General features: G+C 71.1%; 21 protein-coding genes. 9 read left to right on the top strand and 12 right to left on the bottom strand.

Annotated features, from left to right (window positions below; genetic code table 11):
- The first annotated feature begins 10 nt into the window (after window positions 1-10).
- From JHW41_RS21645 to JHW41_RS21605, 9 genes are all read left to right on the top strand, one after another.
- Window positions 11-3424: a TonB-dependent receptor domain-containing protein gene (locus JHW41_RS21645; RefSeq protein WP_250446842.1), complete on the top strand. Its 3414-nt coding sequence runs from the start codon at window positions 11-13 to the stop codon at window positions 3422-3424.
- A 168-nt stretch (window positions 3425-3592) separates the two neighbouring features.
- Window positions 3593-4174, top strand: a complete 582-nt coding sequence (locus tag JHW41_RS21640; protein ID WP_057946154.1) for a hypothetical protein — start codon at window positions 3593-3595, stop codon at window positions 4172-4174.
- A gap of 215 nt (window positions 4175-4389) precedes the next feature.
- Window positions 4390-5304, top strand: coding sequence for a hypothetical protein (locus JHW41_RS21635; protein ID WP_250446838.1), 915 nt, complete (start codon window positions 4390-4392; stop codon window positions 5302-5304).
- Window positions 5305-5360: 56 nt separating this feature from the next.
- Window positions 5361-6344: a hypothetical protein gene (locus JHW41_RS21630; protein WP_250446835.1), complete on the top strand. Its 984-nt coding sequence runs from the start codon at window positions 5361-5363 to the stop codon at window positions 6342-6344.
- A complete protein-coding gene (locus tag JHW41_RS21625) occupies window positions 6341-7354 on the top strand; it encodes a hypothetical protein (RefSeq protein WP_250446832.1) in 1014 nt (337 codons plus the stop codon). The genes JHW41_RS21630 and JHW41_RS21625 overlap by 4 nt, the downstream gene beginning before the upstream one ends.
- A gap of 364 nt (window positions 7355-7718) precedes the next feature.
- A complete protein-coding gene (locus tag JHW41_RS21620; protein ID WP_057946158.1) occupies window positions 7719-8183 on the top strand; it encodes a roadblock/LC7 domain-containing protein in 465 nt (154 codons plus the stop codon).
- Between the two features lie 109 nt (window positions 8184-8292).
- Window positions 8293-8652, top strand: coding sequence for a roadblock/LC7 domain-containing protein (locus JHW41_RS21615; protein WP_250446829.1), 360 nt, complete (start codon window positions 8293-8295; stop codon window positions 8650-8652).
- 163 nt (window positions 8653-8815) lie between these two features.
- The gene (locus JHW41_RS21610; RefSeq protein ID WP_250446812.1) at window positions 8816-9772 is read left to right on the top strand and encodes a hypothetical protein; all 957 of its coding nucleotides are present in this window, start codon (window positions 8816-8818) and stop codon (window positions 9770-9772) included.
- Window positions 9769-10317: a GTP-binding protein gene (locus tag JHW41_RS21605; protein ID WP_123645481.1), complete on the top strand. Its 549-nt coding sequence runs from the start codon at window positions 9769-9771 to the stop codon at window positions 10315-10317. Before JHW41_RS21610 ends, JHW41_RS21605 begins: the two co-directional genes overlap by 4 nt.
- A 91-nt stretch (window positions 10318-10408) precedes the next feature.
- On the opposite strand, the gene JHW41_RS21600 is transcribed toward JHW41_RS21605, so the two are convergent.
- From JHW41_RS21600 to JHW41_RS21545, 12 genes are all read right to left on the bottom strand, one after another.
- Complete coding sequence (locus JHW41_RS21600) at window positions 10409-11431, bottom strand: DUF2268 domain-containing protein (RefSeq protein WP_250446809.1); 1023 nt, start codon at window positions 11429-11431, stop codon at window positions 10409-10411.
- Window positions 11432-11507: 76 nt separating this feature from the next.
- Window positions 11508-13160, bottom strand: a complete 1653-nt coding sequence (locus JHW41_RS21595) for an FAD-dependent oxidoreductase (protein WP_250446806.1) — start codon at window positions 13158-13160, stop codon at window positions 11508-11510.
- The gene (locus JHW41_RS21590; protein ID WP_057946163.1) at window positions 13157-13564 is read right to left on the bottom strand and encodes a hypothetical protein; all 408 of its coding nucleotides are present in this window, start codon (window positions 13562-13564) and stop codon (window positions 13157-13159) included. Before JHW41_RS21590 ends, JHW41_RS21595 begins: the two co-directional genes overlap by 4 nt.
- Before the next feature lie 123 nt (window positions 13565-13687).
- A complete protein-coding gene (locus JHW41_RS21585) occupies window positions 13688-14515 on the bottom strand; it encodes an energy transducer TonB family protein (RefSeq protein ID WP_250446803.1) in 828 nt (275 codons plus the stop codon).
- The gene (locus JHW41_RS21580; RefSeq protein WP_250446800.1) at window positions 14512-16020 is read right to left on the bottom strand and encodes a surface lipoprotein assembly modifier; all 1509 of its coding nucleotides are present in this window, start codon (window positions 16018-16020) and stop codon (window positions 14512-14514) included. The genes JHW41_RS21585 and JHW41_RS21580 overlap by 4 nt, the downstream gene beginning before the upstream one ends.
- Window positions 16021-16112: 92 nt before the next feature.
- Window positions 16113-16853 (bottom strand): Slam-dependent surface lipoprotein, encoded by a 741-nt coding sequence (locus JHW41_RS21575; RefSeq protein WP_057946165.1) that lies wholly within the window; start codon window positions 16851-16853, stop codon window positions 16113-16115.
- Between the two features lie 148 nt (window positions 16854-17001).
- Window positions 17002-20049, bottom strand: coding sequence for a TonB-dependent receptor (locus tag JHW41_RS21570; RefSeq protein ID WP_250446798.1), 3048 nt, complete (start codon window positions 20047-20049; stop codon window positions 17002-17004).
- 225 nt (window positions 20050-20274) lie between these two features.
- Window positions 20275-21285 carry a FecR family protein gene (locus JHW41_RS21565; RefSeq protein WP_250446795.1) on the bottom strand — a complete coding sequence of 337 codons (1011 nt, stop codon included), beginning with the start codon at window positions 21283-21285 and terminating at the stop codon, window positions 20275-20277.
- 81 nt (window positions 21286-21366) lie between these two features.
- Window positions 21367-21867: a sigma-70 family RNA polymerase sigma factor gene (locus JHW41_RS21560; protein WP_250446792.1), complete on the bottom strand. Its 501-nt coding sequence runs from the start codon at window positions 21865-21867 to the stop codon at window positions 21367-21369.
- Window positions 21868-22005: 138 nt separating this feature from the next.
- On the bottom strand, window positions 22006-22329 hold the full coding sequence (locus JHW41_RS21555) for a hypothetical protein (RefSeq protein ID WP_057946168.1): 324 nt from the start codon (window positions 22327-22329) through the stop codon (window positions 22006-22008).
- 76 nt (window positions 22330-22405) lie between these two features.
- Entirely contained in the window at window positions 22406-23326 is a 921-nt protein-coding gene (locus JHW41_RS21550; protein WP_250446789.1) for an NAD(P)/FAD-dependent oxidoreductase, read from the bottom strand.
- Window positions 23319-23780: an Rrf2 family transcriptional regulator gene (locus JHW41_RS21545; RefSeq protein WP_057946170.1), complete on the bottom strand. Its 462-nt coding sequence runs from the start codon at window positions 23778-23780 to the stop codon at window positions 23319-23321. The genes JHW41_RS21550 and JHW41_RS21545 overlap by 8 nt, the downstream gene beginning before the upstream one ends.
- Between the last annotated feature and the right edge of the window lie 133 nt (window positions 23781-23913).

Here is a 23913-nt window from a genome sequence, read left to right as displayed (position 1 = left end):
GGAGTAACGAATGCAATTGCGAGACCGGAAACAGGCGTTGCTGAGCGCATCGCGGCGTGGCGTGTTGTTCCTCGCGCTGCTGCCGTGCCTGGCGGCCTACGCCGGCGAGCGTTCCGCGGCGAACGCGCGCTTCGACATCCCGCCGCAGCGGCTCGACACCGCCCTGTCCGAGTACGCGCGCCAGAGCGGGACGCAATTGCTGTACGCGCCGGAGCTCGCCGCGGGCAAGACCGCGCGCGCGGTGCGCGGCGAGAAGAGCAACCACCAGGCGCTGGAGGAACTGCTCGACGGCACCGGCCTGAGCTACGCCACCAACGCCTCCGGCGCGATCCTGATCAGCAACACCGCCGCGGGCGGCGCAGCCGCGCAGGGCGCGGCGGTCGCGCCGGGCGCCGAGGAGAAGCAGGGAAACGCACCGGAGGCCGCCGAGATGGAGCCGGCGGCGGCCTCCCCGCAAGCGCAAGACGATCGACAGGCGCCGGTAACGACCGCAAACCCCGCTAGGAATCCCAACGCGACCACGCTCGACACCATCGTGGTGACCGCGCAGAAGAAGGTCGAGAACATCCAGAAGGTGCCGATCGCGATCAGCGCGTTCGGCGGCAAGGACCTGGGCGACCGCAAGATCGAGACCGGCGGCGACCTGGTCACCGCCACGCCCAACGTCACCTTCTCCAAGACCAACTTCGCCAGCTACAACTTCCAGATCCGCGGCATCGGCACCCAGGCCCTGTCGGTGACCACCGACCCGGCGGTGGCGGTGAGCTTCAACAGCACGCCGCTGATCCGCAACCGCCTGTTCGAGCAGGAGTACTTCGACGTCGAGCGGGTGGAAGTGCTGCGCGGCCCGCAGGGCACGCTGTACGGCCGCAACGCGACCGCCGGCGTGGTCAACATGATCCCCAGCCTGGCCAGCACCGACGGCTACGAAGCCAACGTCAAGGGCGAGGTCGGCAACTACAGCACCGCGCGCGTGACCGGCATGGTCAACGTGCCGCTGACCGACAGCTTCGCCTTCCGCCTGGCCGGCCAGTACACCAAGCGCGACGGCTACGACCACAACGAAGTGACCGGCCGCGACGTCAACGACCGCGACCTGCTGTCCACCCGCATGTCGTTCGCGTTCAAGCCCAGCGAGAAGTTCGACGCCAGCCTGGTGTGGGAGCACTTCCAGGAAGACGACCGCCGCGCGCGCACCGGCAAGCAGCTGTGCAACAACGATCCCGGCCCGGTCACGATCGGCTCGACCACGGTCTCGCGGATCGACCGCAACTACATGAGCCAGGGCTGCCAGGACGGCTCGCTGTACGGCGACAGCGCGTTCGGCGTGCCCAACGGCGCCAGCATCCCGTTCGTGCTCGGCGCGCAGAGCACCGCGATCGGCTACCTGCTGGACCCGAACGGCAACTTCATCGACACCGTCTCGATCATCAAGCCCGGCACCAACCCCTACGAGGGCGTGACCCAGTCGCACGACCTGCGCAAGATCGCCACCACCTACGATCCCAAGTTCGAAGCCAAGAACGACATCTTCCAGTTCAACCTGAGCTCGGACGTCGGCGACAACCTGCGCTTCGTTTCGCAGACCCTGTACACCCGAGACAAGTACTACTCGACCCAGGACTACGGCCGCTTCCAGTCCAACCCGATCTTCACCAACACCAACAGCGGCGTGTCGGTGTTCGGCCCGAACGGCCCGGAGCCCGCCTACAACGCGTTCCCCGACGGCAAGTATTGCGATCCGCAGCTGGGCTGCTCGGACCGGCTGCTGATCGTCGACGTGGTCGACTCCTACAGCAAGCAGTGGTCGCAGGAGTTCCGCCTGCAGTCGTCCTACGACGGCCCGTTCAACTTCAGCGTCGGCGCCAACTACCTGGAGTACAAGGTCGACGAGAGCTACTACGTCTTCAGCAACGGCTTCACCGCGCTGGCCGACCTGTTCTTCAACGGCAACGGCGCCGGCACGCGCCCGGGCGCCTGCTCGCCCTCGGGCACGCGCGTGGACCCGAACTTCGGCGAGACCGTGCCCTGCGTCTACATCGACCCCAGTCCGCTGGGCTCGATCAACGGCCAGGGCCACAACTACTTCCGCAGCCGCAACGTCGCCGAGACCAAGTCCGCGGCGATCTTCGGCGAAGGCTACTTCCAGCTGCGCGACAACCTGCGCCTGACCGCCGGCGTGCGCTTCACCAACGACCGCAAGATCACCACGCCGTATCCGACCCAGACCCTGCTGGCCGATTCCACCGGCACCGCCGGCGTGCCGCAGCTGTTCGGCGGCTATGTCGGCGCCGGCTATCCGGCGCTGGCGAAGATCCGCCAGACTTGGAACGAGCCGACCGGCCGGCTGGTGCTGGACTGGTCGCCGGACCTGTCGTGGACCGACAGCACGATGTTCTACGCCTCGGCCTCGCGCGGCTACAAGGCCGGCGGCACCAACTCGCCCGGCATCGGCGCCAACCCGGCCGCGCTGAGCTTCGAGCAGCGCGATCCCGAGTTCAAGCCCGAGTTCGTCAACGCCTTCGAACTGGGCATGAAGAACGTCATGGCCGGCGGCAAGTTCGTCCTCAACGGCACGCTGTTCTACAACGACTACAAGGACTACCAGGTCTCGCAGATCCAGGACCGCGCCACCCTCAACGAGAACTTCGACGCCAAGACCTGGGGCGCCGAGCTCGAAGCGGTGTGGCGGCCGACCGAGGCGTTCCAGCTCAGCGGCAACGTCGGCCTGCTGCGCACCCGGGTCGGTTCCAACCAGTACTCCATCGACGTGATGGACCGCACCGCCGGCAACGCCGATTGGGTCGTGGTCAAGCCGTGGCTGCAGCTGGCCTCGAACTGCGTCGCGCCGAAGGAACTGGTCGAAGCGGTGCTCAAGGCGCAGTACCAGCTGTCGGCGCCGTTCAACAACGCCGCCAACGTGCTCAACAGCTTCTGCTCGACCAACCTGCCGCTCAACGGCGCGGGTTTCTCGCCCGGCGGCCCGTACGACGGCGTGTTCGGCTTCACCTACGATCCGGCCAAGGACGCGCCCAACGGCGGCGCCGGCTTCGCCAAGAACGTCGGCGGCAACGAACTGCCCAACGCGCCGCACATCACCGCCAGCCTGAGCCCGCAGTACACCTTCATGACCGGCCACGGCGACCTGACCGTGCGCGCGGACCTGTACTACCAGGGGCCGAGCTGGGCGCGCATCTATCAAGACAAGATCGACCGGCTCAGCGACTGGGGCAACGTCAACGTGTCGGTCACCTGGCGCGACATCGAACGCGATCTGGCGGTGCAGCTGTACGTCAAGAACGCGCTCGGCGGCAAGGCCATCACCGGTACCTTCCTCAACAGCGACGACACCGGCCTGACCAGCAACGTGTTCATCCAGGACCCGCGCATCATCGGTTTGACGGTGAGCAAGGGCTTCTTCTGATCCAGCGCCGCCGCCCGCTCCGGCGGAGCGGCGGCGACGCAGTCGCCTGAAACGCTGCAGACAGGCACCGCAGCTCCCAGGCAGCGCAGCCACGGCGCCGCTTCATCCGTGACAGTCCCTGCGGGCCCGCACGCCCGCTTACTTCGACGCCTCACAGGAGACAACGCAATGTCCAAGCTCAAGTACTCGATCCTGGCCCTGGTTTCGGCCGCCGCCATCTGCGGCGCGACCTCGGCCGCGGCCGCGCCGGGCACCTTCCTGCTCTGGAACGGCACCTCGTGGGTCAACAACGGCCAGGTGACCTTCACCGGCCGCACCACCGCCAGCTACCTGCAGCTGCAGCTGCCGTGCGACCAGGCGACCTTCGTGGTCGACGTGGTCAACGGCAACGCCAAGGTCAGCGCGGCGACCTTCGCCGGTTCCTCGGCCTGCACCAAGATCGTCGCCCAGAACCTGCCGTGGTCGATGGTGCCCGACACCGTCTACACCGGTTCCAACCCGCCGTTCCCGGGCGCGCCGACCCTCAACGGCCCGCTGTACGGCGTGACCATCAGCGGCATCCGCATCTACCTGCCGCTGCCGCTCAACGTGACCTGCCCGAACGCCACCGGCTCGGGTTCGATCAGCGGCGCGCTCGACTCCTCGTTCCCGGCCAACCGCTTCGCGTTCCAGGGCGCCCTGGGCCCGTGCGGCGTGCAGACCCAGGCCGGCTACTACCTGAGCTCGAGCGTCCCGGTCACGGTGATCTGACCACCCGCCCGCGGCGCACCATCTACCGCGCCCGGCGCGGGCCGCCAGCCCGCCGCGCTTCATGCGTGGCGCGTGCGGGCCGACGGCCCGGCGATGCGCCGGACGCGGCATGAGCCGAGACGGACTTCGGCAAGGGGGAGGAGGCTTTCCTCCCCTTTTTGTCCCGCATCGCGCAGGGCGCGCGCCGGCCGCACCCATTTTCAGGAGGATTCCCAATGCGCAAGACCTCGCTTCGCACGGCCGCACTGGCGGCGGCGCTGACGCTCGCCAGCGCGTCGTCGGCCAACGCCGGCACGCCGTCGGGCCCGTATGCGATGTTCAAGTTCTGCCCGTACACCAACCCGTCGGTCGGCAGCTGCGTACTCAACACCACCACTTCGGGCACGCTCAAGATCGGCAGCACCACCATGCCGATCGACAAGCCCATCGTGATGCAGGGCGGCATCGAGAGCCTCGGCCCGTCGCCGTTCTACGCCGCGGTCGGCGGGCCGACGCTGCAGGCGCCTCCGGGCAAGGTCCCGGGCGGGCTGCTCGGCATCGTCAACCCGGCGCCGAACTGGCCGGGCCCGCTGTGGACCGCGTTCTGGGCCATCGTCGGCGCGGTCAACGACGTCAGCGCCACGATCGAACCGGTGCAGGCGGTGCAGACCAACTTCGGCAACGCGCTGTTCCCGCCGGAAGACGGCAGCGATCCGACCGTGGCCCGGCTGGCGGTGCGCGTGCACCTGCAGAACCCGTTCCTGGGCGGCGGCTGCTACATCGGTTCGGCGCAGGACCCGATCGTGCTCAAGCTGCAGACCGGCACCACCGCGCCGCCGCCGCCGAACCTGCCGATCTCCGGCAACACCGGCAACGCGTACACGGTGTGGACCGACGAGCCGAACTACATCGGCTACCTGCAGGTGGACGGCAACACCCTGGTCGACAACGCCTTCGCCGTGCCCAAGGCCGGCGGTTGCGGCAATATCGCGCTGGGCCTGCCGATCATCACCCAGGTGCTCGACGCGCTGGTCTCCGGCGCGGTCAACCTCAAGGTCGGCCTGCCGGCCGCCGCCGGCACCAACACCGCGATCATGAACGGCAAATCCTCGATCGCGTCGTCGCAGTACGTACTGAACAGCGAGCAGTAAGGGCCATTGGCGACGACACAGCGAACCGGACGCGTTGCGGATGAAGGATGGGACGCATGACCCGTCCTTCCTCCGTCCCGCTCAAGCGCGTGCGGATCGCGGCGGCCATTGCCCTCGCTCTGGCCGCCATCGTCGCCGTGTACCTCATGGGCCGCCACCAGGGACGACTGGCGTCGCATGAGGAAGCCGCGGGTCCGGTCGCCGCCGAAGGACGGGCGGCGACCGACACCCTTGCGCCGGCCGCGGGCGCGCCGTCCGGCGCCGCGCTGCCGCCGCCGGGCGCGCCGCTCAAGCGCGGCTTCGCCGCGCTGCAGGCGCGCGCCGACGCCGGCGATGCCGGCGCCGCGACCCGGCTGTATCGCGATCTCAGCCAATGCCGCCGGTTCGCGCGCCTGGAGCGCGATGTGCGGCGCTATTCCGATGAAGTGATGGCGGGCGGCGATGGCGCGGACGCGCGGTCGCGCCAGGGTTCGCGCGCCGCGCTGGAAGCGGCCGAGGCCAACGAACGCGTGCTCGACGCGCTGCGCGCGCAATGCCAGGGCGTGGACGCGGCCATGCTCGGCGCGCTCGTGCCGAATCTGCACAAGGCCGCCTTGCTCGGCGAGCCCTACGCGCGCGCCTGCTACCTCGCGCGCGGCCCCGGCCTCGACGCGGCCGGCCTGCTCGACCATCCCGAACGCCTGTCGGCCTATCGCGGCACCGCCCGCACGTTGATCGAACGCGGCATCGCCGACGGCGACTGGCGGGTGCTCGACCAACTGCGCGGCGCCTACGAGCCCGGCGCCGACAGCCTGCTGGCGGCCGCGGTCGGCGACGACGCGGCGCAGCGCTATCGTTACCTCAAGCTGTTCCGGCTCGGCGCGCCGTCGCAGCCGGGCGCCACCGACGAGGACCTGGCGACGGCCGCGGCCCGACTCGGCCCGACCCAGCTCGCCGACGCCGACGCCTGGGCGGCGCGCACCTTCAACCAGAACTTCCACGGTCGGCGCATCGACGCCGACGGCCCGCTGTGGGACCCCTGCGTGTTTCCTTCCGAATGAGCATCGAACCGTCTTCCCCGGCGCCGCGTCCGGGCTCCGCCCGGCGCCGCCTGCTGCTCGCCGCGGGCATCGCCGCGGCGCTGGCGGCGATCGTCGCCGCTTACTTCGCCGGCCGCGCCGGCGTCGGCGCCGGCGCGGCGCGGCCGGACTCGCACGTGCGCATCGCCGGCGAGAGCGCGGCCGGCAGCGACGCCGCCGCCGCGGCCGGGGCGTTGCCGACACCGATCAAGGGCGGGGTCCTGCCGGCGCCGGGCGCGCCGCTCAAGGACCACTTCGCCCAGCTGCAGGCGCGCGCCAACGCCGGCGATGCCGGCGCGGCGACCCGGCTGGTCCGCGACCTCGACCGCTGCGCGCGGCTGCGCAGCACCCAATGGCGCAACGCCGGCGCCACCGAGGACCTGACCCGGCGCTCCACCGAAGGCATGAGCGCGGCGCAGTTGCGCACCTATCAGGCGCTGCTCGAAGCGATGGAGCTGCGCCAGCAGGCCCAGCGCCAGGACCAGGCGACCTGCGCCGGCGTCGACGAGGCCATGCTCGCCAGCCTGGTGCCGAACATCGCCCAGGCCGCCCGGCTCGGCGACGAACAGGCGCGCGCGTGCTACCTGGAACGCGGGCCGCTGTACGACGCGCGCAGCCTGATCCGCCATCCCGACGGCCTGCGCGCGTACCGCGGCACCGCCGCCGCGTTGGTCGAGGCCGGGCTCGCCGCCGGCGACTGGCGCGTGGTCGACCTGCTGCAGCAGGCCTATGAGCCGGGCTCCAAGAGCCTGCTCGCCGGATTGCTCGGCGCCGATCCGCTGCAGCACTACCGCTATCTCAAGCTCTACCGCCTGGGCGCCGAAGCGCACCGCGCCGACCAGCTCGACCGGCAGCTGGCGGCGGTGGCCACCGGCTTGAGCCCGGCCCAGCTCGCCCAGGGCGATGCCTGGGCGCAGAACACCCTCGACGCCGGCTTCCAGGGCCGCTCGACCGACGGCACGCCGCCGGGCTGGGAAGCCTGCGACTTCTGAGCGCGCGGCCGCCCCGGCCCGCGCCGCGGCGATGGATCGGCCTGGGTTCCAAGGTCCGCTTCGATGGCGGCTGCGGCGACGCCCGCACGCGTATCGCGGCCCGATAGAGCAACTGTTCGCATCGCGCGCTCGCCCTGCGCGGCCCCGCCGCGCCTGCGATACCAGCCGCTTTTGCCGCCGCGTCCGCCCCCCAGCGGCCCCGCGACGATGCCAATGTGCCCGGCGATAGAACAGACCCTGTAAAAACTGCAACAAACATCACATAAAAAAACGGATATAGTGTGATCGAAGTCGTATTTCTTGGCCGGTCCCGGCGCCCGAAGGCGTTCTAGCGGGCCGGCGGGCCCAGGGGAGCGGAACTCGCATGCAGCGAACGACCATCGACATGTTGCTGGGCCGCCTCGACGCGGCCCCGTCCAGCGAAGGCGCGACACAGGACGTCCTGGCCGCGGAACTTCAGCGTTGCTGGGAACGGGTGCCCGGGGTGCGCGCGCTGTGCGTGTCGACCGCCGACGGCCGCGCCCTGGCCGAACGTCTCGACGGCGGCGCCGACGCCCGCCGGATCGCGGCGATGGCCAATTCCTTCCTTACCCTCGGCGAGACCCTGGCGCGCGAGATCGAACTGAGCCAGGCCGATTACGCCACCGTCTGCACCGCGCGCGGCAATCTGGTGCTGTTCCGCATCCACGCCGCCAAGCCGCTGACCCTGCTGGCGATGGCCGGCCCCGACACGCTCCTGGCCGCCTTGCTGGTCGGCGCGCGCGACTGCGCCGCGCGCATCGGCGCGGCCCTGTCCGAACCGCGGACGGCGGCGCTGGCCGAACGTTAGTCCCCCGATCCATCCGCCCGCCGCGCCCCGCGCGGGCGGCGCCGCGCCCGCGCGGCCGCTGCACCCTCACCGCGGTATCCACGCCGTATCCACGCTCAAGGAGCAAGAGATGTCGAAGTTGCAACTGGACGAACTCAACAACCTGGCCGGCTTCGTCGGCGCCGCGCTGGTCGACAGCGACAGCGGCATGTCGCTGGCCACCGTCGGCGGCGGCGGGCTGGACCTGGAAACGGCCGCGGCCGGCAATTCCGAAGTGATCCGCGCCAAGCGCCGCGTCGCCCAGCAACTCGGCCTCAACGACACCATCGAAGACATCCTGATCAGCCTGGGCAAGCAGTACCACCTGATCCGCCCGCTGGACAGCAACCCGACCCTGTTCCTGTACGTGGCCCTGGACCGTTCGCGCGCCAACCTGGCGATGGCCCGCCACGAGCTGAAGTCGTTCGAGAAGACCCTGGACTTCAAGTGATCGGACTGCAGGCGATCGGATCCGCGGCCGGGCGTCGCGCGGCCGCCGCGCGCGCGCCCGCGCCGCGGGCGATCGTTCTTCCATGACCCGGCTTTGCGCGGCCGCGCCGACGGCGCGGCCGCGTATGCCCGCGCCGCGCCGCCCCCGCGGCGAGGAGGCACTGGTGGCATTCAAGCAGCGCTACGTGGTCGCCAGCATCGACCTCGACAAATCCCGCGACGCGCGCCTGCAGGCCGCGGGCGAGTTGCTGGCCGGCGAGCGGTTCGAAGTCGAACTGCGCAAATGGGACGGCCAGCCCGCGCAGGTGCTGGTGGTCGGCACCGAGACCAGTGCCAGCCGCATGGCGGTCGATACCGCGCTGCGCAGCGGCGTTCCGGTGGTGCGCATCGGCCGGCTGCCGTGGGACCCCGAGACGGTGCGCTCGCTGGATTTGTACGCCGAGCCCGACGAACTGTCGGCCTGCCTGCGCGAACGCCTCGACGCGCTCGCGCCCGCGGACGCGCGCGCCGAGCCGGTCGACGCGGCCGCCGCGCCGTTCCTGCGGCAACTGCTGGCCGCGTCCGCCGACGGCGTGTGCCTGCTCGAACGCGGCCTGTTCCGGCTGGTGGTCGATTTCGCCGGCGCGCGCCTGCACATGCTGCGGCGCATGCCGTACCCGGCGCTGATCGCCGAGGCGCTGGCGCCGAACTGGTTCGTCACCCCGCTGTCGCCGCGCCGCTACAGCGAAGAGTTCGCCCAGGACGTGACCGCGAGCTATCCGCTCGAATCGGTGCTGTGGGACATCGCCCTGGCCCACGACGCGCCGATCGCCGACGTGCCGGCCGACCGCGCGCTGCGCCTGCGCGCCTGGCCGCTGCTGTCGGCCAACGCCTTGCCCACCCACTGGCTGTTGCCGCTGAGCTGCCTGCTCGAGCGCTCCTGGGCGCTGCCGCAACTGGCCCAGGCCACCGCGACCTCGGCGCTGGAACTCGAACGCATGTACGCTGCGGTGCTGGCCAGCGGCCTGGCCGACGCCGAGGCGGCCGCGCCCGAGCGGCGCCGCGCACACGACGCGCAGGCGCCCGGCTTGTTGCGCCGGCTGGCGCGGCGCTTCGGCTTGAACCTGGGACGCGGGCGATGAACGACCTGATCAAACTGGCCTTCGTCGGCAACATGGGCGCGGGCAAGACCACCGCGATCCGCGCGATCTCCGACGGCGAGCCGATCAGCACCGAGATGCCGATCAGCCACGCCGGCGAGGGCGGCAAGACCCACACCACGGTGGCGATGGACTACGCCACCATCGAGCTCGACGACGGCGAGCTGCTGCACGTCTACGGCGTGCCCGGCCAGCGCTACCTCGACTTCATGTGGCCGCTGGTGTGCGAAGGCGCGGTCGGCATCGTGGTGCTGGTCGCCGCCGACGATCCCGACATGATCGGCCAGGCCGACGCGCTGCTGCGCGAGTTCGCCCGCATCGCGCCGGCGGCCTCGTTCGCGGTCGGAGTGACCCGCGCCGACCTCAGCGACGATTTCGCCCTGCTCGAATTCCGCGACGCGCTCGGCCGCCGTGGCCACCGCCTGCCGATGGCGCGGCTGGACGCGCGCGATTCGGCGCAGGTCGAGACCTTGATCCGGATGCTGCTGTCGTACCGCTACGCCGAGTCGCGGATCAACGCGGCGTAGTTGCGCCGCCGCTGCGCGCCTGCGCCCGGTTCCAGGCGCGGGCGCAGGCGAGAGCGCGACGACGCCGGCGGCGGACGCCGGGCCCGCGCGCTCAGCGCGCGGGCGTCGCGGCCCGGGCGGCCTTAGCGGCGGCCCGCAGTTCGGCCTGGGAATAGAACCCCGAGCGCTGCACGAACGCGTCCACCGCGGCCTGGTCGGTGCAGTCCAGCTCGACGATCTCGCGCAGCGCGCGCTGCGGATCGGCGGCGCGCGCGTAGTAGTCGCGCACGATCGCATAGCCCATGTAGTAGCCCAGGTCGCGCACGCCGTAGCGCGGATCGGGCGCGTTGTAGAGCCACTTATCGTACCCGGCGTCGTACATCTCGGCGCGGAAGTCGCGCTTGAGCCGGGCCTCGTTGCGCGGGCCGTAGCTGGCGTAGTCCAGCGGCGGCAACTGGCCTGCGACGCGCTCGGCGACGAAATCGGCCGCGCCTTCGTACACCGCCTGCGCCAGCAGGGTCGGCCCAGGGCCTTTCTGCTGGGTGTGCACGTATTCGTGCACCAGCAGCAGCGGCAAGCCATCGCTGGGACGGGTGGCGAAGAAACGGCCCAGGTTGGTGCGGCGCGCCTCGGCCATCTCCGACACGTCGGTCTCGGGTCCGCCGCCGGCCAGTTCCGCGCCGATCAGCACCTTGTCGCCGAGCGTGGTGCCGCTGGAGTTGAGGCAACCGATGGCGAAATAGATCGTCGCCGGCCGCAGCGGCGGATACAGCGCGCGCAACGTCTCGATCCGCTGCGGCGCGTCGGCGGTCTTGCCGGCCAGCGCCAAGGTGCCGGCGCGGACCGAGGCCCAGAACTTCGGGTAGCGCTCGATCGCCTGCAGATAGCACTCCGGCGTATAGCCCTTGGCCTGCATGAACGCCTGCAGGCCGGGCGTGCCGGGCTCGATGTAGTCGCGCAGCAGGATGCGGCGCTTCTCGGCGGGATCGGCGCTGGCGCGGATCGCGTCGTAGGCGGTCCAGAAGCGCGGGATGTCGGAGGTTTCCAGCCGATCGGTCTGCGCGGCCGCGGTCGGCGCTGCGATCAATCCCGCGATCGCGCAGCACAGCGCGGCGCTCCACGTCCTGATGTTCATCGTTGCCTTTCGATCACGGGTAGGGCGATGGTGCCGGGTCGCGGTTGCGTGGGCAATCCTGGAGCGCTGCCGCAGTTCAAGGCATCGGGTCGGCCACCAGCGGATAGGCGATCGCGCCCAGGCAGGTACGCTCGGCGATCCGCTGCGTACTGAGGCCGACCATCTGCCGGCCGGGCCCCGCGGCGGCGCCGAGGCGTACCGAAACGCGGTCGAACTCCATCGCCGAATCCGGATGAGCAGGCTCGGAGAAGACATGAAATTTCTGCGGCCCCGTGCCGCCGGTGGCGGGTTGTTCCGCATAACCGTGGAACAGCCGTTGGCCGGGCAGCTTGCGGTAACCGACCTTGCCCGGGAATCGCGAATGCAGGGGTTGGCAGGCATGGATGAGGTGCAGCAGGAAGCGGTTGAGCAAGTAGGACTTGGTGAAATAGCGTTCGCGGAAGAGATGCACCACCTCGCCGTCGCCGTTGCGCAGGACGGACTCGACCGCTGCGGTTACCGGCGCCTGTCGGGCCAGCGCGCGCGCCAACTTCGCGCAGCGCAGATCCAGACGCCGGTCGACGTTCGCGCGGGCGAGTCTGGGCGAGGTCGCAGCCGCGGCCTGGTGCGCTTGGCTCCAGGTAGCGGCGAGTCGCGCCTCCTGTTCGAAGGCCAGCAGTCGCGGTTCCACCGCGGACAGCGCGGTTTGCGCGCCCGCCGTCCGGTACATTCGTTGCAACGTGCATAGCGGGTGTTTGTCGCCGGTCAGCGCGCGCAATGCGTCCTGCAGGGCGCCGTCGCCGCCGCCGAAAACGCCGACGCGGTCGTGGGCGCTGGCGTTCAGCCAGTCGTCCGAATCCCAGAAATCCCTACCGACGATGCGATGGCTGTCGTCTCGGACGCTTGGCGGAAGAGGCAGTTCCGTGCCTTCTTGGCCCAGGCCGCCGCCGAGAATGATGATGTCCACGTCCACGACGAATGGGGACTGGGTAAGGCTCGGCCACGAGCATCCCTGCGACTCGCGAACTTTTTGCCAAGGCTCGGCAAATACCCCGCGCACCGGCGCCGTACCGTGGCGGCGATAATGCTTGCCGCTGCGTTTGGCGAATTCGGTGACGAAGGCAGCGACTTTTGCCTTCTGGACACAGACTTGAATCTTCGGAGGCGAGGGGAGGGTGTTCAACAGCAAGGTCAAGCGGTCGCGCGCCCGTTGCGCCAGCAGCGGCGCCGGCAGCGGCGCGCCTCCTTGCGCTTCCCGCCACTCGCAGGCGCTGGGTGCGGACGCGATACCGAGCCGGCGATGGGCCTTCCTGTGCCAGCACTTGGACAGCACGGCCGGGTCGGCCGCGTCCCACAATCCAGCGAGAATGGAATCGTCTTCGACCCCGACTGGCCACTGCGGCGGATAGCGCTGATCGTCGGCGCCATGACTGGGCCACTCGTACATGAAGGGCGCGATGTAGCGGTCTTGGGCGGACGATTGCAGTTGGAACGGTTGGGAATTGACCTCGACCACGGTAACGGCGATGCCCGCCTTGGCCAGCGTCAGCGCCGCCGACACGCCGGCGAAGCCGGCCCCGACCACCAGCACCGAGCGCGGCGGTTGCGGCAACGCGGCCAGATCGCGCGCGAGCAGGCGCGCACGCACGACTTGGTCGCGGATGCTGGCGTGGCTCATGTCGGCGGACAAGTCGAACACGTTCGGCGCGCACTTGAGCGTGAGCAAGGCGAGGCTGTCGATCAGGGTCATTCGTAGCTCTCCAGCGAACGCGCCACGGCGGCCTGAAAGTCCTGTTCGGAGAGCGAGAACAAGACGGGATGCGCAAGCACTTCGCCGATGCCGGAGCCGCCATCGTCGGGGGCGGCCGGTCCGTCGCCGGGCGGAGGACCGGGCGGTTCGCCGTCGTCGCGCCAGACCGGTTCCGGCGGCGCGCCATCATGCGGCGGCCTGCCGCCGTCGCTGGCGCTGTAGCGCGGCGGGTCGCCGGAATGGACGCGCACCAGTCCCAGTTCGATGCAATCGGCGAGGATATCGTTGGCGAGCTCGCGCTGCTGGCGGGTCAGGGCGCGGCTTCGACGCTGGGTAGCGGTCGCGTTGTCGTACAGGGTCCGGAAATCCACCGGCGCAGCGCTTTCGCGCAGTTCCTGCAACATGCGTAGCGCAAGCCAGGCGCTCCAATCGGGCGAAGTCCTCAACGCCATACGGTCTCCTTCCTGGAAGATCGCGCAATGTTGCGGGCAAGCATACACAAACGCGCCCGAGCGGCGCCGACCGCTTCAACGCGCGATGTAGAACTCGATCGGCACCACCACCTCGACCGGATCGCCCAGTTCCGCCGGCGGCGCCGGCACCGGGCTGGCGCGCTGCGCGACCGCGAGGGCTTCTTCGTCCAGGCCGGGATAACCGCTGGAGGCTTCGATGCGGGCGGCGCGCACGCCGCCGTCGGCGGCGACGGACATGCGCAACTGGGCCACGCCTTGTTGATGCAGGCGGCGGGCCTGGCGCGGATAGCGCTTGAAGCGTTCCAGGTGGCCGAGCAGCAATTGCTGCCAGTGCCGCGGGACTTCGCGGCCCGCGCCGGCGGCGTCCTGGGCGGCGGCGTAGCGCGGCGCCGGGACGGCGGCGACGGCGGGCGGCGCCGATGCGCTGGCGGCGGCCTGTTCTTGCGCGGCGGTTGCTTCGACGGGCTCGCTGCGGGCGGCCGGTTGCGGCGCGCTGGCGGTGTCGCCCAGGGTTTGCGGCGGTTGCGGCAACGGCCGTTCGCGCGCGACGTCGCGCGGCGGCCGGGCGCGGCTGGCGGCGCGTTCGGGCTGCGCCGGTCCCGGCGGGAGGTCGAGCGCCGGCACCGGCGGCGCCTGCGGCAGCAACGACAGTTCCAGCACCACCGCGGCCGCGGGCGGGGTCGGCGGCGCGGGCGTGCGCAGTTGCAGCAACGCGACCAGCAGCGCCGCGTGCAGCGCCGCGGTGACCGCGACGCCGCCGAGCCAGGGCTCGCGCTCGCGCGCGGCCGGCCGCGGCGCGCGCGGCCGCGCGCGATGCAGCGTGCGCGAACAGGCGCGCATCGCCCGTGCGGCGGCGGTCGCCTGCAGCGCGGGCGCGCTCAAAACGCGCGCTCCAGTTTGAGGCTGACGCTGTCGCGGTCGTAGCCGTACAGCCAGTCGATCGAGCTGGCAGTGCGGTTGCGCTTGAAGGTCAGGCTCGGGGTGAAGCCGGCGAACGCCAGCCGCGGCAGGCGCACGATCGCGGTGGCGTTGAATTCGTCGTCGCGGCGGCGGGCCTGGAAAGTCGCGTTCCACTCGTCGTGGGTGCGTTTGCGCAGCGAGGCGAACAGCAGCAGCGACACGCCTGCATCGAACTGCTTGGACAGGCCCAGGCGCGCGCCGCGCTGCAGATAGGCCTCGGTGTCGCGGCGGGTCTCGCGCCGGGCCAGGTCGAGGCCGCCGAACAACAGCCAGCGCTGCGGCAGCGCGCGCCACACGGTGGCGTAGACCGCCGTGGTCGGGCCGTCGTAGCCGGCGAGGTCGCTGCGGCGGTAGCGCATGCGCTTGTGGTCGCCTTCCAGCTTGAACAGCCAGCGCGGCGAGATCGTCCAGGTCCAGTCCGCGCGCGCGCCCCAGGCGCCGTACAGGCTGCGGTTGCCGAACGCCGAATATTCGAACTGCGGCGCGGCGGTGAACGCGTGGCGCGCGCTGGCGTAGGAGTAGCCGACGCTCGCGCTCGCGGTGGTCTCGTTGTACGCGCTGTGGTCGCGGTACGAATAGCCGTACAGCAGCGAGCGCAGGTACAGGCCGTGATGGCCGCGCAGGGGGTGGCGCCGGGTCAAACCGGCGTCGAAGTCCAGGCCGCCGCCTTCGATCGCCGCCGGCAGGGTGCGCTCGATCGCGCACTGGCCGTCGGGCGCGGCCAGCAGGCAGGTGCGGCTGGCCGAGGATTGGTTGAGGTTGTCGTTCCAGGTCGGGCCGAGCGCGAAGCTGCCGTGCCAGCCGCGGCGGTTGCGCAGCGCGCGCAGGAAGGTCTCGACCGTGCGGCGCACGCCGGCGGTCTTGGCGTCGCCGGCGTCGAGCGCTGCGGCGATGGCCTGGAAGCGTTGCTCGGCTTCGCGGTCGAGCTGGTTCTCGAACAGCACCCGCGCCAGTTCCAACTGCGCGGGCAGGAAGTCGGCCTGCAGTTCGAGCAGGGCGCGGTAATCGCGCTCGGCGCCGCGCAGGTCGCCGTCGGCGCGGGCCAGCGCGCCTTGCGCATACAGTTCGAGCATGCGGTCGCGCTGCGGCAGCGCGCGATAGCGTTGCAGCAGGGGCCGCGCCTGGACCCAGCGGCGCGCGTTCACCGCCTGGTAGAGCGCGGCGGCGAGGGCGTTGGGGTCGTCGAGATCGACGTTCGCCAGCGTGGCCGCGTCGCCGCGCGCGGCGTTCTCCTCTTCGAGCAGGGCGCGCTCGCGTTCGGCCTGGCGTTGCTCCAGGCCGTGGTCCAGGCGCAGGCGGGTGTCGTCGCGGTCCTGGGCGGAGTTCTGCGCGGGCGCGGCGCAAGAAAACAGGCACAGCGCCAACCCGGCGGCGAGGCCGGCGGCGCGCGGAGCAATCGCGTTGGATACGGTTCGGTAAGGCTTCATCGTCGCCCGCCGGAACCGCGCCGCCGCCTCCCTGCGGCGACGCGGCGACCCGCGGCCGGCGAACCGGCCGCGGGCCTTCACCGGCGAATCCCTCAGGGATTCTTGGTGCCGCCGAAGGCGGTGTCGTACAGGCGGTCGTCGAAGCGGGTCACGCCGGCCAGGGCCGCCGCGTTGGCGCCGAAGAACTGGCCGCTGACGCCGCCGGTGGCGACGGTGGCGCCGCCGACCGTGGCGCTGGCGCCGCTGCCGCTGAAGCCGGTGCCGCTGATCGCGGCGGTGCCGATGTCGACGGTGACGGTGCCGTTGCTGAGGCTGCCGCTGAGCTGGCCGGCGCCGAAGTTGGCGTTGAAGGTGCCGTTGAGCTTGTTGGCGCCGTTGTACTGGTTCAGGCCGGCCACGGTGTAGGTGGCGGTGCCGGAGGCCGGCACGGTGGTGCCGGCGTTGTCGCCCGCGTAGTAGACGGTGTGGGTGCCGTCGGTCGGCGCGCTCTGCGACCACTCGCCGAAGTAGACGTTGTGGCCGGCGATCTTGGCGAAGTGGAACACGCCCATGCCGCTGTGGGTCGGCGGGGTGATCGGCGAGACCAGGCTGGAGACGCCGTTGGCGTCGGCCGGAGCGAAGGTCTGCAGGGCCTGGAAGTCGACCTTGCGGTCGGTGCCCATGGTGTAGACGCCGATGCCCGGACGGCCGGCGATGTGCGGGCCGGCGTTGACGGTGGACACGCCGGCTTCGACGTAGGTGTTGTCGCTCTGGTCGCCGACCACGGCGGCCTGGGCGGTGCCGGCCAGCGCGGCCAGGGCCAGGGCGGACAGAGTGAGGCTCATGCGCTTCATGTGGAACTCCTTTGAATGGATTGGAACAAGGGGATGAACTTTGGCTAGAGCGCGTGGCGCGCCCGGTCGCTCATCCATTGCTTCGTGCGCAACAGATCGGGGGTCGCGCCGTCCCTGGCGCGGGCGGTGCCGCGTCGGCGGCGCCGCTTCAGAACTTCGCGGTCAGGCTCAGCTTCAAGGTGCGGCCGGGCGCGGCCATCGCCGAGCGGGTCAGCGGATCGACGTAGTACAGGTCGCCCAGGTTGGTGCCGACCAGCTCCAGCGCCAGCGCGTCGCTGACGCGGTAATTGACGTAAGCGTCGTAGGTGGTGATGCGGTCCCAGGCCAGCGGCACGTTGAAGTACGCGCCCAGCCGCTGTTCCTGGTAGAGGTCGTAGTCGTCGTTCTCGTAGCCGCTGTGGTGGACCACGCGCGCGCCGACTTCCAGCCGGCGGTCGAGGAAACGGCCGCCGAGGGTCAAGTTCGCCGACAGTTCGGGCAGCGCCTGGGTGATCAGATAACCACCGACGAAGCCGGCCTGCACGCAGTCCGGCACGCCGATGCGGCCGGTGGGGTCGTTGATCGCCGCCACGCTTTCGTCGCAGACCCGGTTCTCCAGGTTGCGCGCCACGCTGAGGTCGCCGAAGAAGCGGCCGTTGTCGTAGCGGCCCTGGAACTCCAACCCGCGCAGGGTCTGCTTGTCGAGGTTGGAGAACTGCAGCTGGCCGCTGCGCTCGATCACGTTGCGGGTCTTGTGGTGGTAGTAGGTCAGCTTGATGTCGGCGTAGTCGGCGCCGAGCGCGCGGCTGAAGTCGTGCACATAGGCCAGCTCGTAGTTGTAGGCGTGCTCGGGCTTGAGCGGCGCCACCGGCAGCGCGGCGGAGAAGCCCAGCGTGCTTTCGAACATGCTCGGATAGCGCCGCGCCTGGCTGTGGCGGAAGTACAGCCGGGCGTGGTCGCTGAAGTTGAAGGTCGCCGCGACCGTCGGGGTCCAGCCGCTGCCGTCGTGGTGCTGCGCCTGCTGCTGCAGGAACAGCGGCTGCAGCGAGGCGCTGGCGCGGCCGTAGTCGATGCCGTCGAGGCTGCCGTTGAGGAACACGTTGTCGGCGCGGCGGAAGCGGCCGTCCGCGTCCGGGCGCCAGTCGGGGGCGACGTTGCGGACGGTGTAGGTCGCCTGTTCGATCTGGGTCGCCAGCACCTGCGGGGTCCAGCCGAAGCGCTCGGCGTTGCGGCGGATGGTGGCGATGCGCGCGTCCAGCACTGTCTGGCTCATGCGCGGATCGCGCGTGAAATAGGTCATCGCGTAGCGCTGCGGGAACAGCACCTGGCCCAGGCGGGTGTCGCCCTTCGCGAGCTGATCGGCGAGGAAGTCGTCGAAGGCCCAGTACGACTGATGGCGCGCGCCCGCGCTCAGGCTCAGCCGCTCGCTCGGACGCCAGTCCAGCTTGAGGCTGAAGTCGCGTTCCTCGCGCCGGCCGGCGCGCGGGAACATGCGCCAGCCGTCGGCGACGCCGTTGTATTCGTCGTCCGAGCGCAGCTTCTCGTGCTGGTAGTTGAAGCCGACGGTAAGGTCCAGGTCCGCGCGCAGCGCGCTCTTGTTGCTGAAGGTCAGGCCGTTGCGGTCGTGGTGGGCGTTGGCCAGCGCGGTGTTGCGCAGCAGCGGGTCGTCATAGGTCGCCCAGTTCGGAAAACCGCCGGCGCTGTAGGTGTCGCTGAGCGTGCGCGTGGTCCACAGGTTGGCGTAGACGTCGAACCAGCGACCGCCGGGCTGCCACTTGTATTCCAGGTTGTAGGCCTTGGCCTCGACCTTGCTCAGCGGCCACTGCGGCGCGCCGGTGTCGGTGGTGTCGCGCCAGGAGATGCGCGTGGGCAGGATCTCGCCGTAGTCCGAGCGGGTGTCGCGGAAGCCGAACTTCAGGGTCTGGTGTTCGCTGGCGCGCCAGGTGGCCTTGAACAGCCACGATTCCATCTCGCTGGAGGTGTTCGGCACCTCGTCGCCGGGATGGTAGAAGCGCGCCAGGCTGGTGATGTAGTTCAGGCTCTTGGCCGGGTCGTAGGGCCGGGCGTAGAAATCGCCGCCGTTCTCGCCGGAGAAGTGGTTGCCTTTCTTGCGGTAGGCGTAGGCGGCGAGCAGGTCGAAGCGGTCTTCGCGCAGGCCCAGCGCCAGGCGCATGGCGTGGTCGTCGCCGGCGATGAGGTCGTTGCCGCCGCTGCCGCGCACCGGCTTGTACAAAGTGGGGTCGTAGTAGGTCGCCTGCGGATTGCTCGGGAAGCCGGGAATGGTGCGGTAGTCCTGGCCGGTCGACAGCCGCGGCAGGCGCGGGTCGGTCGCGTTGTCGCTGCTCTCGGCCTTGAATTCGCCGCCGAAGCGCTCGCCCGGCTTGAGGATGTCGGCCACGTCGAGGGTGTTGACCACCACCGCGCCGCCGATCGAGCTGCTGACGTTGCGGGTGAGGTTCGGCCCCTTGATCACCTGGATGCCGCCGATCAGGTTGGGATCGATGTAGTTGCGGTTGTTGGCGCCGTTGTAGCCGCGCCAGACGGTCAGTGCCTGCTCGGTGCCGTCGATGGTCAGCGGCACCCGGCCCGGACCCTGGATGCCGCGGATGTTCGGGTCCAGCGCGCCGCTGTTGCGCGCATCGCCGCTGTAGACGTTGAGCATGCCCTTGAACACGTCGGCCGGCGCCGCGCCCTTGTAGCGCTCGATCTGCTCCTTGCCCGCGTAGACGGTGGACAGGTCGAGGTCGTAGACCTCGTCGTAGCCGCGCTCGTCGCGATGCGAGGCATCGTCGTAGGCGGCCGCGCCGACGGTGAGCGTGTCGGTCGTCAGCGGCGCATCGGCGCCCTGCGCGCGCGCCGCGGTCTTGCGCAGCACCACCGCGCCGGCACCGCTGCGCTGCGCGCCAAGCCCGGTGCCGGCGAGCAGCGCGCGCAGCGCCTGCGCATCGTCGTAGTCGCCGTGCAGCGGCGCCGAGCGCAGGCCTTCGCCTTCGGCGCTGTCGAACACCACTTGCACGCCGCTGACCCGGCTGTACTGGCGCAGGGCCGCGGCCAGCGGCTGCGCCGGGATGTCGTAACGGCGCGTGGCGGACGCCTCGCGCGCGGCCGGCGCCTGCGCGGCGGCGGGAACGCACAAGCCGGTCAGGGCCAGGTGGATGCAGGCCGCCAGCGCGAGGCGCGCGGACGGCCGCCGGCGGCGGGCCGGGGCGAAGGACATGCAACGAACTCCTCAAGTCGGATCGGAGCCCACCGCCGCGGCCGGAACGATCGGCGCGGCTGTGAGCGGCGTTTGGCTTGAGAAGCGATGCGCGTCTCGCGGCTACGAACTACAGGACGACGGCCGCGCGCGGTTACCCAACCCCGCGCCGGATTTTTTTCGAGCGCGAGTTGCGCGCAGGCGTGCGACGACCGGGCGCGGCCGATCGAACGGCCTCAATCGGCCTCAATCGGCCGGCGGCCGCACCAGCAAGGCGCCGCCCGGCAGGCGCTGCACGCGCAGGTTGGCGCGTTGCGCGACCGCGGCGATGGCCTCGTCGCTGCGGTCGGCGCGCAGGCTGGCGCTGATCCGCGGCGCGCGTTCGAACGAGCCCAGCGTCCACACCGGCGCGCTGCGGTAGCGGGCGATGCGGCGCAACGCCTCGTCCGCGCGCACCGCGTCGAACGACAGTTCGCCCTGGCGCCAGCCGGCGATGTCGGCCGTGGCGGTCGGCTGCGGCGCCGTCGGCGCGCCGCCTTGCGGGTAGCTCACCGCCTGGCCGGCGGCGACGCTGACCGGCGCGGCGCCGCCGGAATCGACTTCGACCAGACCCTCGCTGACCGCGGCGCGCACATAGGCGTCGTGCCGGCTCACTTCGAACGCGGTGCCGATGTCGCGCACGCTGCCGCCGAGCGCATCGACCCGGAACGGCCGCACGTCGCCGTGCGCGACCCGGAACCAGGCGTTGCCGCGCAGCAGTTCGATGCGGCGTTCGCGGCCGTCGAAGTCCACCGCGACCGCGGAGTCGGCATCCAGCGCGAGCATCGAGCCGTCGGCAAGGGTGTAGCGCGCCGCGGCGATGCCGGTGCGGTAATCCGCGCGCAGGTTCAGGGCAAGCGTCGGCGCGGCGGCGACGACGGCCGCCAGGCATGCGGCGCTCGCCAGTCCCCAGGCCGCGAGGCGCCGGCGCGCGCGGTGCGGGCGCGCCGCGAAGGCGGGGCGGGGCGAGGCGGCCTGCGGCGCCGGCGCGGATTCGAATGCGTCGCGCATCGTTCCCAGCGCGCGCCACAGCTCGCGTTGGCGCGCGAACGCCTGACGATGCGCCGGGACGCGCCGCCAGGCGTCGAACGCGGCCAGTTCGGCTTCGTCGATCTCGCCCGAGGCCAGTCGCGCCACCCAGGCGCGGGCCTGGCCGGCGGGGTCGTCGCTGCCGGGGTAGGGCGGGTCGGTCGGATCGGTGTGCGCGGACGGGGTCATGCGGTGGCGGAAGCTGCCTGGACTTGGATGAGGACGAACGCCGCGCGGCCTTACCCAACCCCCGCCGCGCCGCTGGCCGGATCAGTCGCCGGCGCGGGCCTGGTCGAGCAGGCGCAGCGCGCGCTGGATGTGTTTTTCCACGGTGGTCGAGGACACGCCCAACAATTGCGCGATCTCGCGTTGGGTCAGTCCCTCGAAGCGGTTGAGCATGAAGATGCGCTTGCTCGGTTCGGGCAGCTCGCGCGCCGCGCGCGCGACCCGCTCCAACTCGTCGCGCGCCAGCGCCACCCGCGCGGTGTCGGGCGTTTCGTCCTCTTCCAGGCAGGCTGCCGCGGCCTCGCGCAACTTGCGCCGGCGCGCCTCGCTACGGCCCTGGTCGACCGCGTGGTGGTGGGCGAGGCGATAGAGATAGTTGCGCGCATCGGCGATCGGCGGCTCGCCGGCCACCGCGATGACCTTGAAGTACATCGATTGCAGCGCGTCCTCGGCGGTGGCCCGGTCGAGGTAGCGGCCGAGGTAGCGCAACAGCCGCTCGCGCTCGGTGACCAGCAGCGAGGTGAGGACGGCGGCGTTGGAAGGCATCGTCTCGGCGCGCGGCCGTCGGGCGCGGCCCATCTGCAGGAAAGCGGAGTCGCGGCGACTCTAGCTCAAATGATAACGATTGTCATTTGCAGCTTTGGCCGGGCGGGTTTCCCGCACGCCGACCACGCGCGACCGGCGTCAGGCCGCCCGCGCCGCCGCGCTCCAGTCGACCGCGAGCTCGGCGCGTACCGCCTCGCCCTGGCCGCTGAGCCAGCGCGCCACCCAGCCCGCCGCGGCCGCGTCGGTGCGGAACGGCCGGCTGACGTGATCCTTGAGCCCGAGGTGGCGGCGGATCGTGGCGATCGCGCCGTGGCCGTCGCGGGCCGGGGTGACCGTGGCCAGCCAGGCCTCGCAGTCCTCGTCCGGCACCGCGACCAGGTGCGAGGGGAAGATCGAGCCGGCGAAGGGGGCCTCCCAGTGGAACCCGGGCGGCAGTTCGTGCAGGGGCGAGTGAGTGTCCATGGCGCGGACGCTAGAACGGCGGTGTCTCGCGAACTAAGACGCCGCCGCGCGCGCCGACGGCTTCGCTGTGCCGGCGTCACGCCGCCAGCGGCTGGAACACCAGCGCCTGGTGCGCCGACGCGCCGGCGGTGACGCCGTCGGACGCGGCCCAGGTCGCGTTGTGCATCGGCCGGGCGATGTCGCCGGCGGCGTACACGCCCGCGACCGTGGTCTGGCGGCTGTCGTCGGTGCGGATCACCGGCCCCAGCGGGCCGTCCTCGATCGCGCAGCCGAGCTGTTCGGCCAACGCGCTGTTCAAGCGCGTGCGGCTGGCGACGAACAAGGCATCGATGGCGGCTTCGCGGCCATCGGCCAGGCGCAGCGCCGACAGCGATTGTTCCGCGCCCAGCAGTTCGGCGATCGGCGCCGGCTCGATCGCCACGCCGCGCTGCGCCAACTGCGCGGCGAGCTGCGCATCCGGCGCCGGTTCGCCGTTGAGATAGAGCGTGGTCGGCCCCCAGTCGGCGACCAGCAGCGCCTTCTGCGCGGAGAAACTGGCCGACTGCAGCACGCCCAGGCGCTGGCCGGCGAATTCGTAGCCGTGGCAGTACGGACAGTGCAGCACGCTCTTGCCCCAGCGTTCGGCCGCGCCGGGCAGTTCGGGCAGGACGTCGTTGACGCCGAAGGCGAGCACCAGCTTGCGCGCGGCGAGAACGCCGCCGTCGCCGGCGACGACTTCGAACCCGCCCTCGATGGCGGATGCGCGGACCGCTTCGGCGGCGATGACGCGGGCCGAGGGATAGCGGCGCAGCTGCGCCTGCGCGGCGGCGACCAGGGTGCGCGGGTCCTCGCCGTCGCGGCTGAAGAACCCGTGCGCGGCGTCGGCGAAACGGTTGCGCGGGCGGCCGGCGTCGAGGATGCGTACCGAGCGGCGCGCGCGCGCCAGCTGCAGCGCGGCGGAGAGTCCGGCGAAACTGCCGCCGATCACGATGGCATCGAGCAGACGATCGTCAGTCATGGGCGTGCTCCAGGTCGATGGTGTGTCCGGCGGCGAGCATGCCGGCGTGGAAGTCGGCGCTCAGCGCGGCCAGGGTCACGGCGCCGAAGCGTTCCAGCAGCAGCGACTGGGCTGCGTCGAAGGCGCCGTCGAGGGCGTGGTTGACCGCTTTCTCGACCAGGCAGTGCGGGTTATCGCTGCGGTGGCCGAGCGCGAACAGGCCGGGCGCGCCGATGCCGCGGTAGATGTCGAGCAGGGTGATGGCGTCGAGCGGGCGGGCGATGCTCCAGCCGCCGCCGTGGCCTTTCTCCGAGCGCACCAGCCCGGCCTCGCGCAGGCCGGCCATGGTCCGGCGCACGACCACCGGGTTGGTGCGCATCGCCCGGGCCAGGACCTCCGAGGTGACCGGACGCGGCGATTCGGCCATGTGCAGCAGGACATGGAGGACGCCGGAGAGGGTGCCGTTCGATTTCATGGAACAAATATTGTTACATGATGGCCCTGGCTGTCAAACGTGCTTCCGCTTCCGCGCGAAGACGCTTTTTGGCACGCCGCAAGGGGCAGCGATGTGCCATCGCTGCCTCAGTTCGTAAGCGTCTTTTCGGCCT

The sequence above is a fragment of the Lysobacter enzymogenes genome (genome assembly GCF_023617245.1).
Lineage (GTDB): Bacteria > Pseudomonadota > Gammaproteobacteria > Xanthomonadales > Xanthomonadaceae > Lysobacter > Lysobacter yananisis.
The sequence above is the reverse complement of the archived record's forward strand: the minus strand, read 5'-3'. Positions and strand labels throughout refer to the sequence as shown.

Coding starts and splice junctions, on each gene's coding strand:
- JHW41_RS21645 (WP_250446842.1), top strand. CDS start 11: ATGCAATTGCGAGACCGGAAACAGGCGTTGCTGAGCGCATCGCGGCGT.
- JHW41_RS21640 (WP_057946154.1), top strand. CDS start 3,593: ATGTCCAAGCTCAAGTACTCGATCCTGGCCCTGGTTTCGGCCGCCGCC.
- JHW41_RS21635 (WP_250446838.1), top strand. CDS start 4,390: ATGCGCAAGACCTCGCTTCGCACGGCCGCACTGGCGGCGGCGCTGACG.
- JHW41_RS21630 (WP_250446835.1), top strand. CDS start 5,361: ATGACCCGTCCTTCCTCCGTCCCGCTCAAGCGCGTGCGGATCGCGGCG.
- JHW41_RS21625 (WP_250446832.1), top strand. CDS start 6,341: ATGAGCATCGAACCGTCTTCCCCGGCGCCGCGTCCGGGCTCCGCCCGG.
- JHW41_RS21620 (WP_057946158.1), top strand. CDS start 7,719: ATGCAGCGAACGACCATCGACATGTTGCTGGGCCGCCTCGACGCGGCC.
- JHW41_RS21615 (WP_250446829.1), top strand. CDS start 8,293: ATGTCGAAGTTGCAACTGGACGAACTCAACAACCTGGCCGGCTTCGTC.
- JHW41_RS21605 (WP_123645481.1), top strand. CDS start 9,769: ATGAACGACCTGATCAAACTGGCCTTCGTCGGCAACATGGGCGCGGGC.
- JHW41_RS21600 (WP_250446809.1), bottom strand. CDS start 11,431: ATGAACATCAGGACGTGGAGCGCCGCGCTGTGCTGCGCGATCGCGGGA.
- JHW41_RS21595 (WP_250446806.1), bottom strand. CDS start 13,160: ATGACCCTGATCGACAGCCTCGCCTTGCTCACGCTCAAGTGCGCGCCG.
- JHW41_RS21590 (WP_057946163.1), bottom strand. CDS start 13,564: ATGTTGCAGGAACTGCGCGAAAGCGCTGCGCCGGTGGATTTCCGGACC.
- JHW41_RS21580 (WP_250446800.1), bottom strand. CDS start 16,020: ATGAAGCCTTACCGAACCGTATCCAACGCGATTGCTCCGCGCGCCGCC.
- JHW41_RS21575 (WP_057946165.1), bottom strand. CDS start 16,853: ATGAAGCGCATGAGCCTCACTCTGTCCGCCCTGGCCCTGGCCGCGCTG.
- JHW41_RS21570 (WP_250446798.1), bottom strand. CDS start 20,049: ATGTCCTTCGCCCCGGCCCGCCGCCGGCGGCCGTCCGCGCGCCTCGCG.
- JHW41_RS21565 (WP_250446795.1), bottom strand. CDS start 21,285: ATGACCCCGTCCGCGCACACCGATCCGACCGACCCGCCCTACCCCGGC.
- JHW41_RS21560 (WP_250446792.1), bottom strand. CDS start 21,867: ATGCCTTCCAACGCCGCCGTCCTCACCTCGCTGCTGGTCACCGAGCGC.
- JHW41_RS21555 (WP_057946168.1), bottom strand. CDS start 22,329: ATGGACACTCACTCGCCCCTGCACGAACTGCCGCCCGGGTTCCACTGG.
- JHW41_RS21550 (WP_250446789.1), bottom strand. CDS start 23,326: ATGACTGACGATCGTCTGCTCGATGCCATCGTGATCGGCGGCAGTTTC.
- JHW41_RS21545 (WP_057946170.1), bottom strand. CDS start 23,780: ATGAAATCGAACGGCACCCTCTCCGGCGTCCTCCATGTCCTGCTGCAC.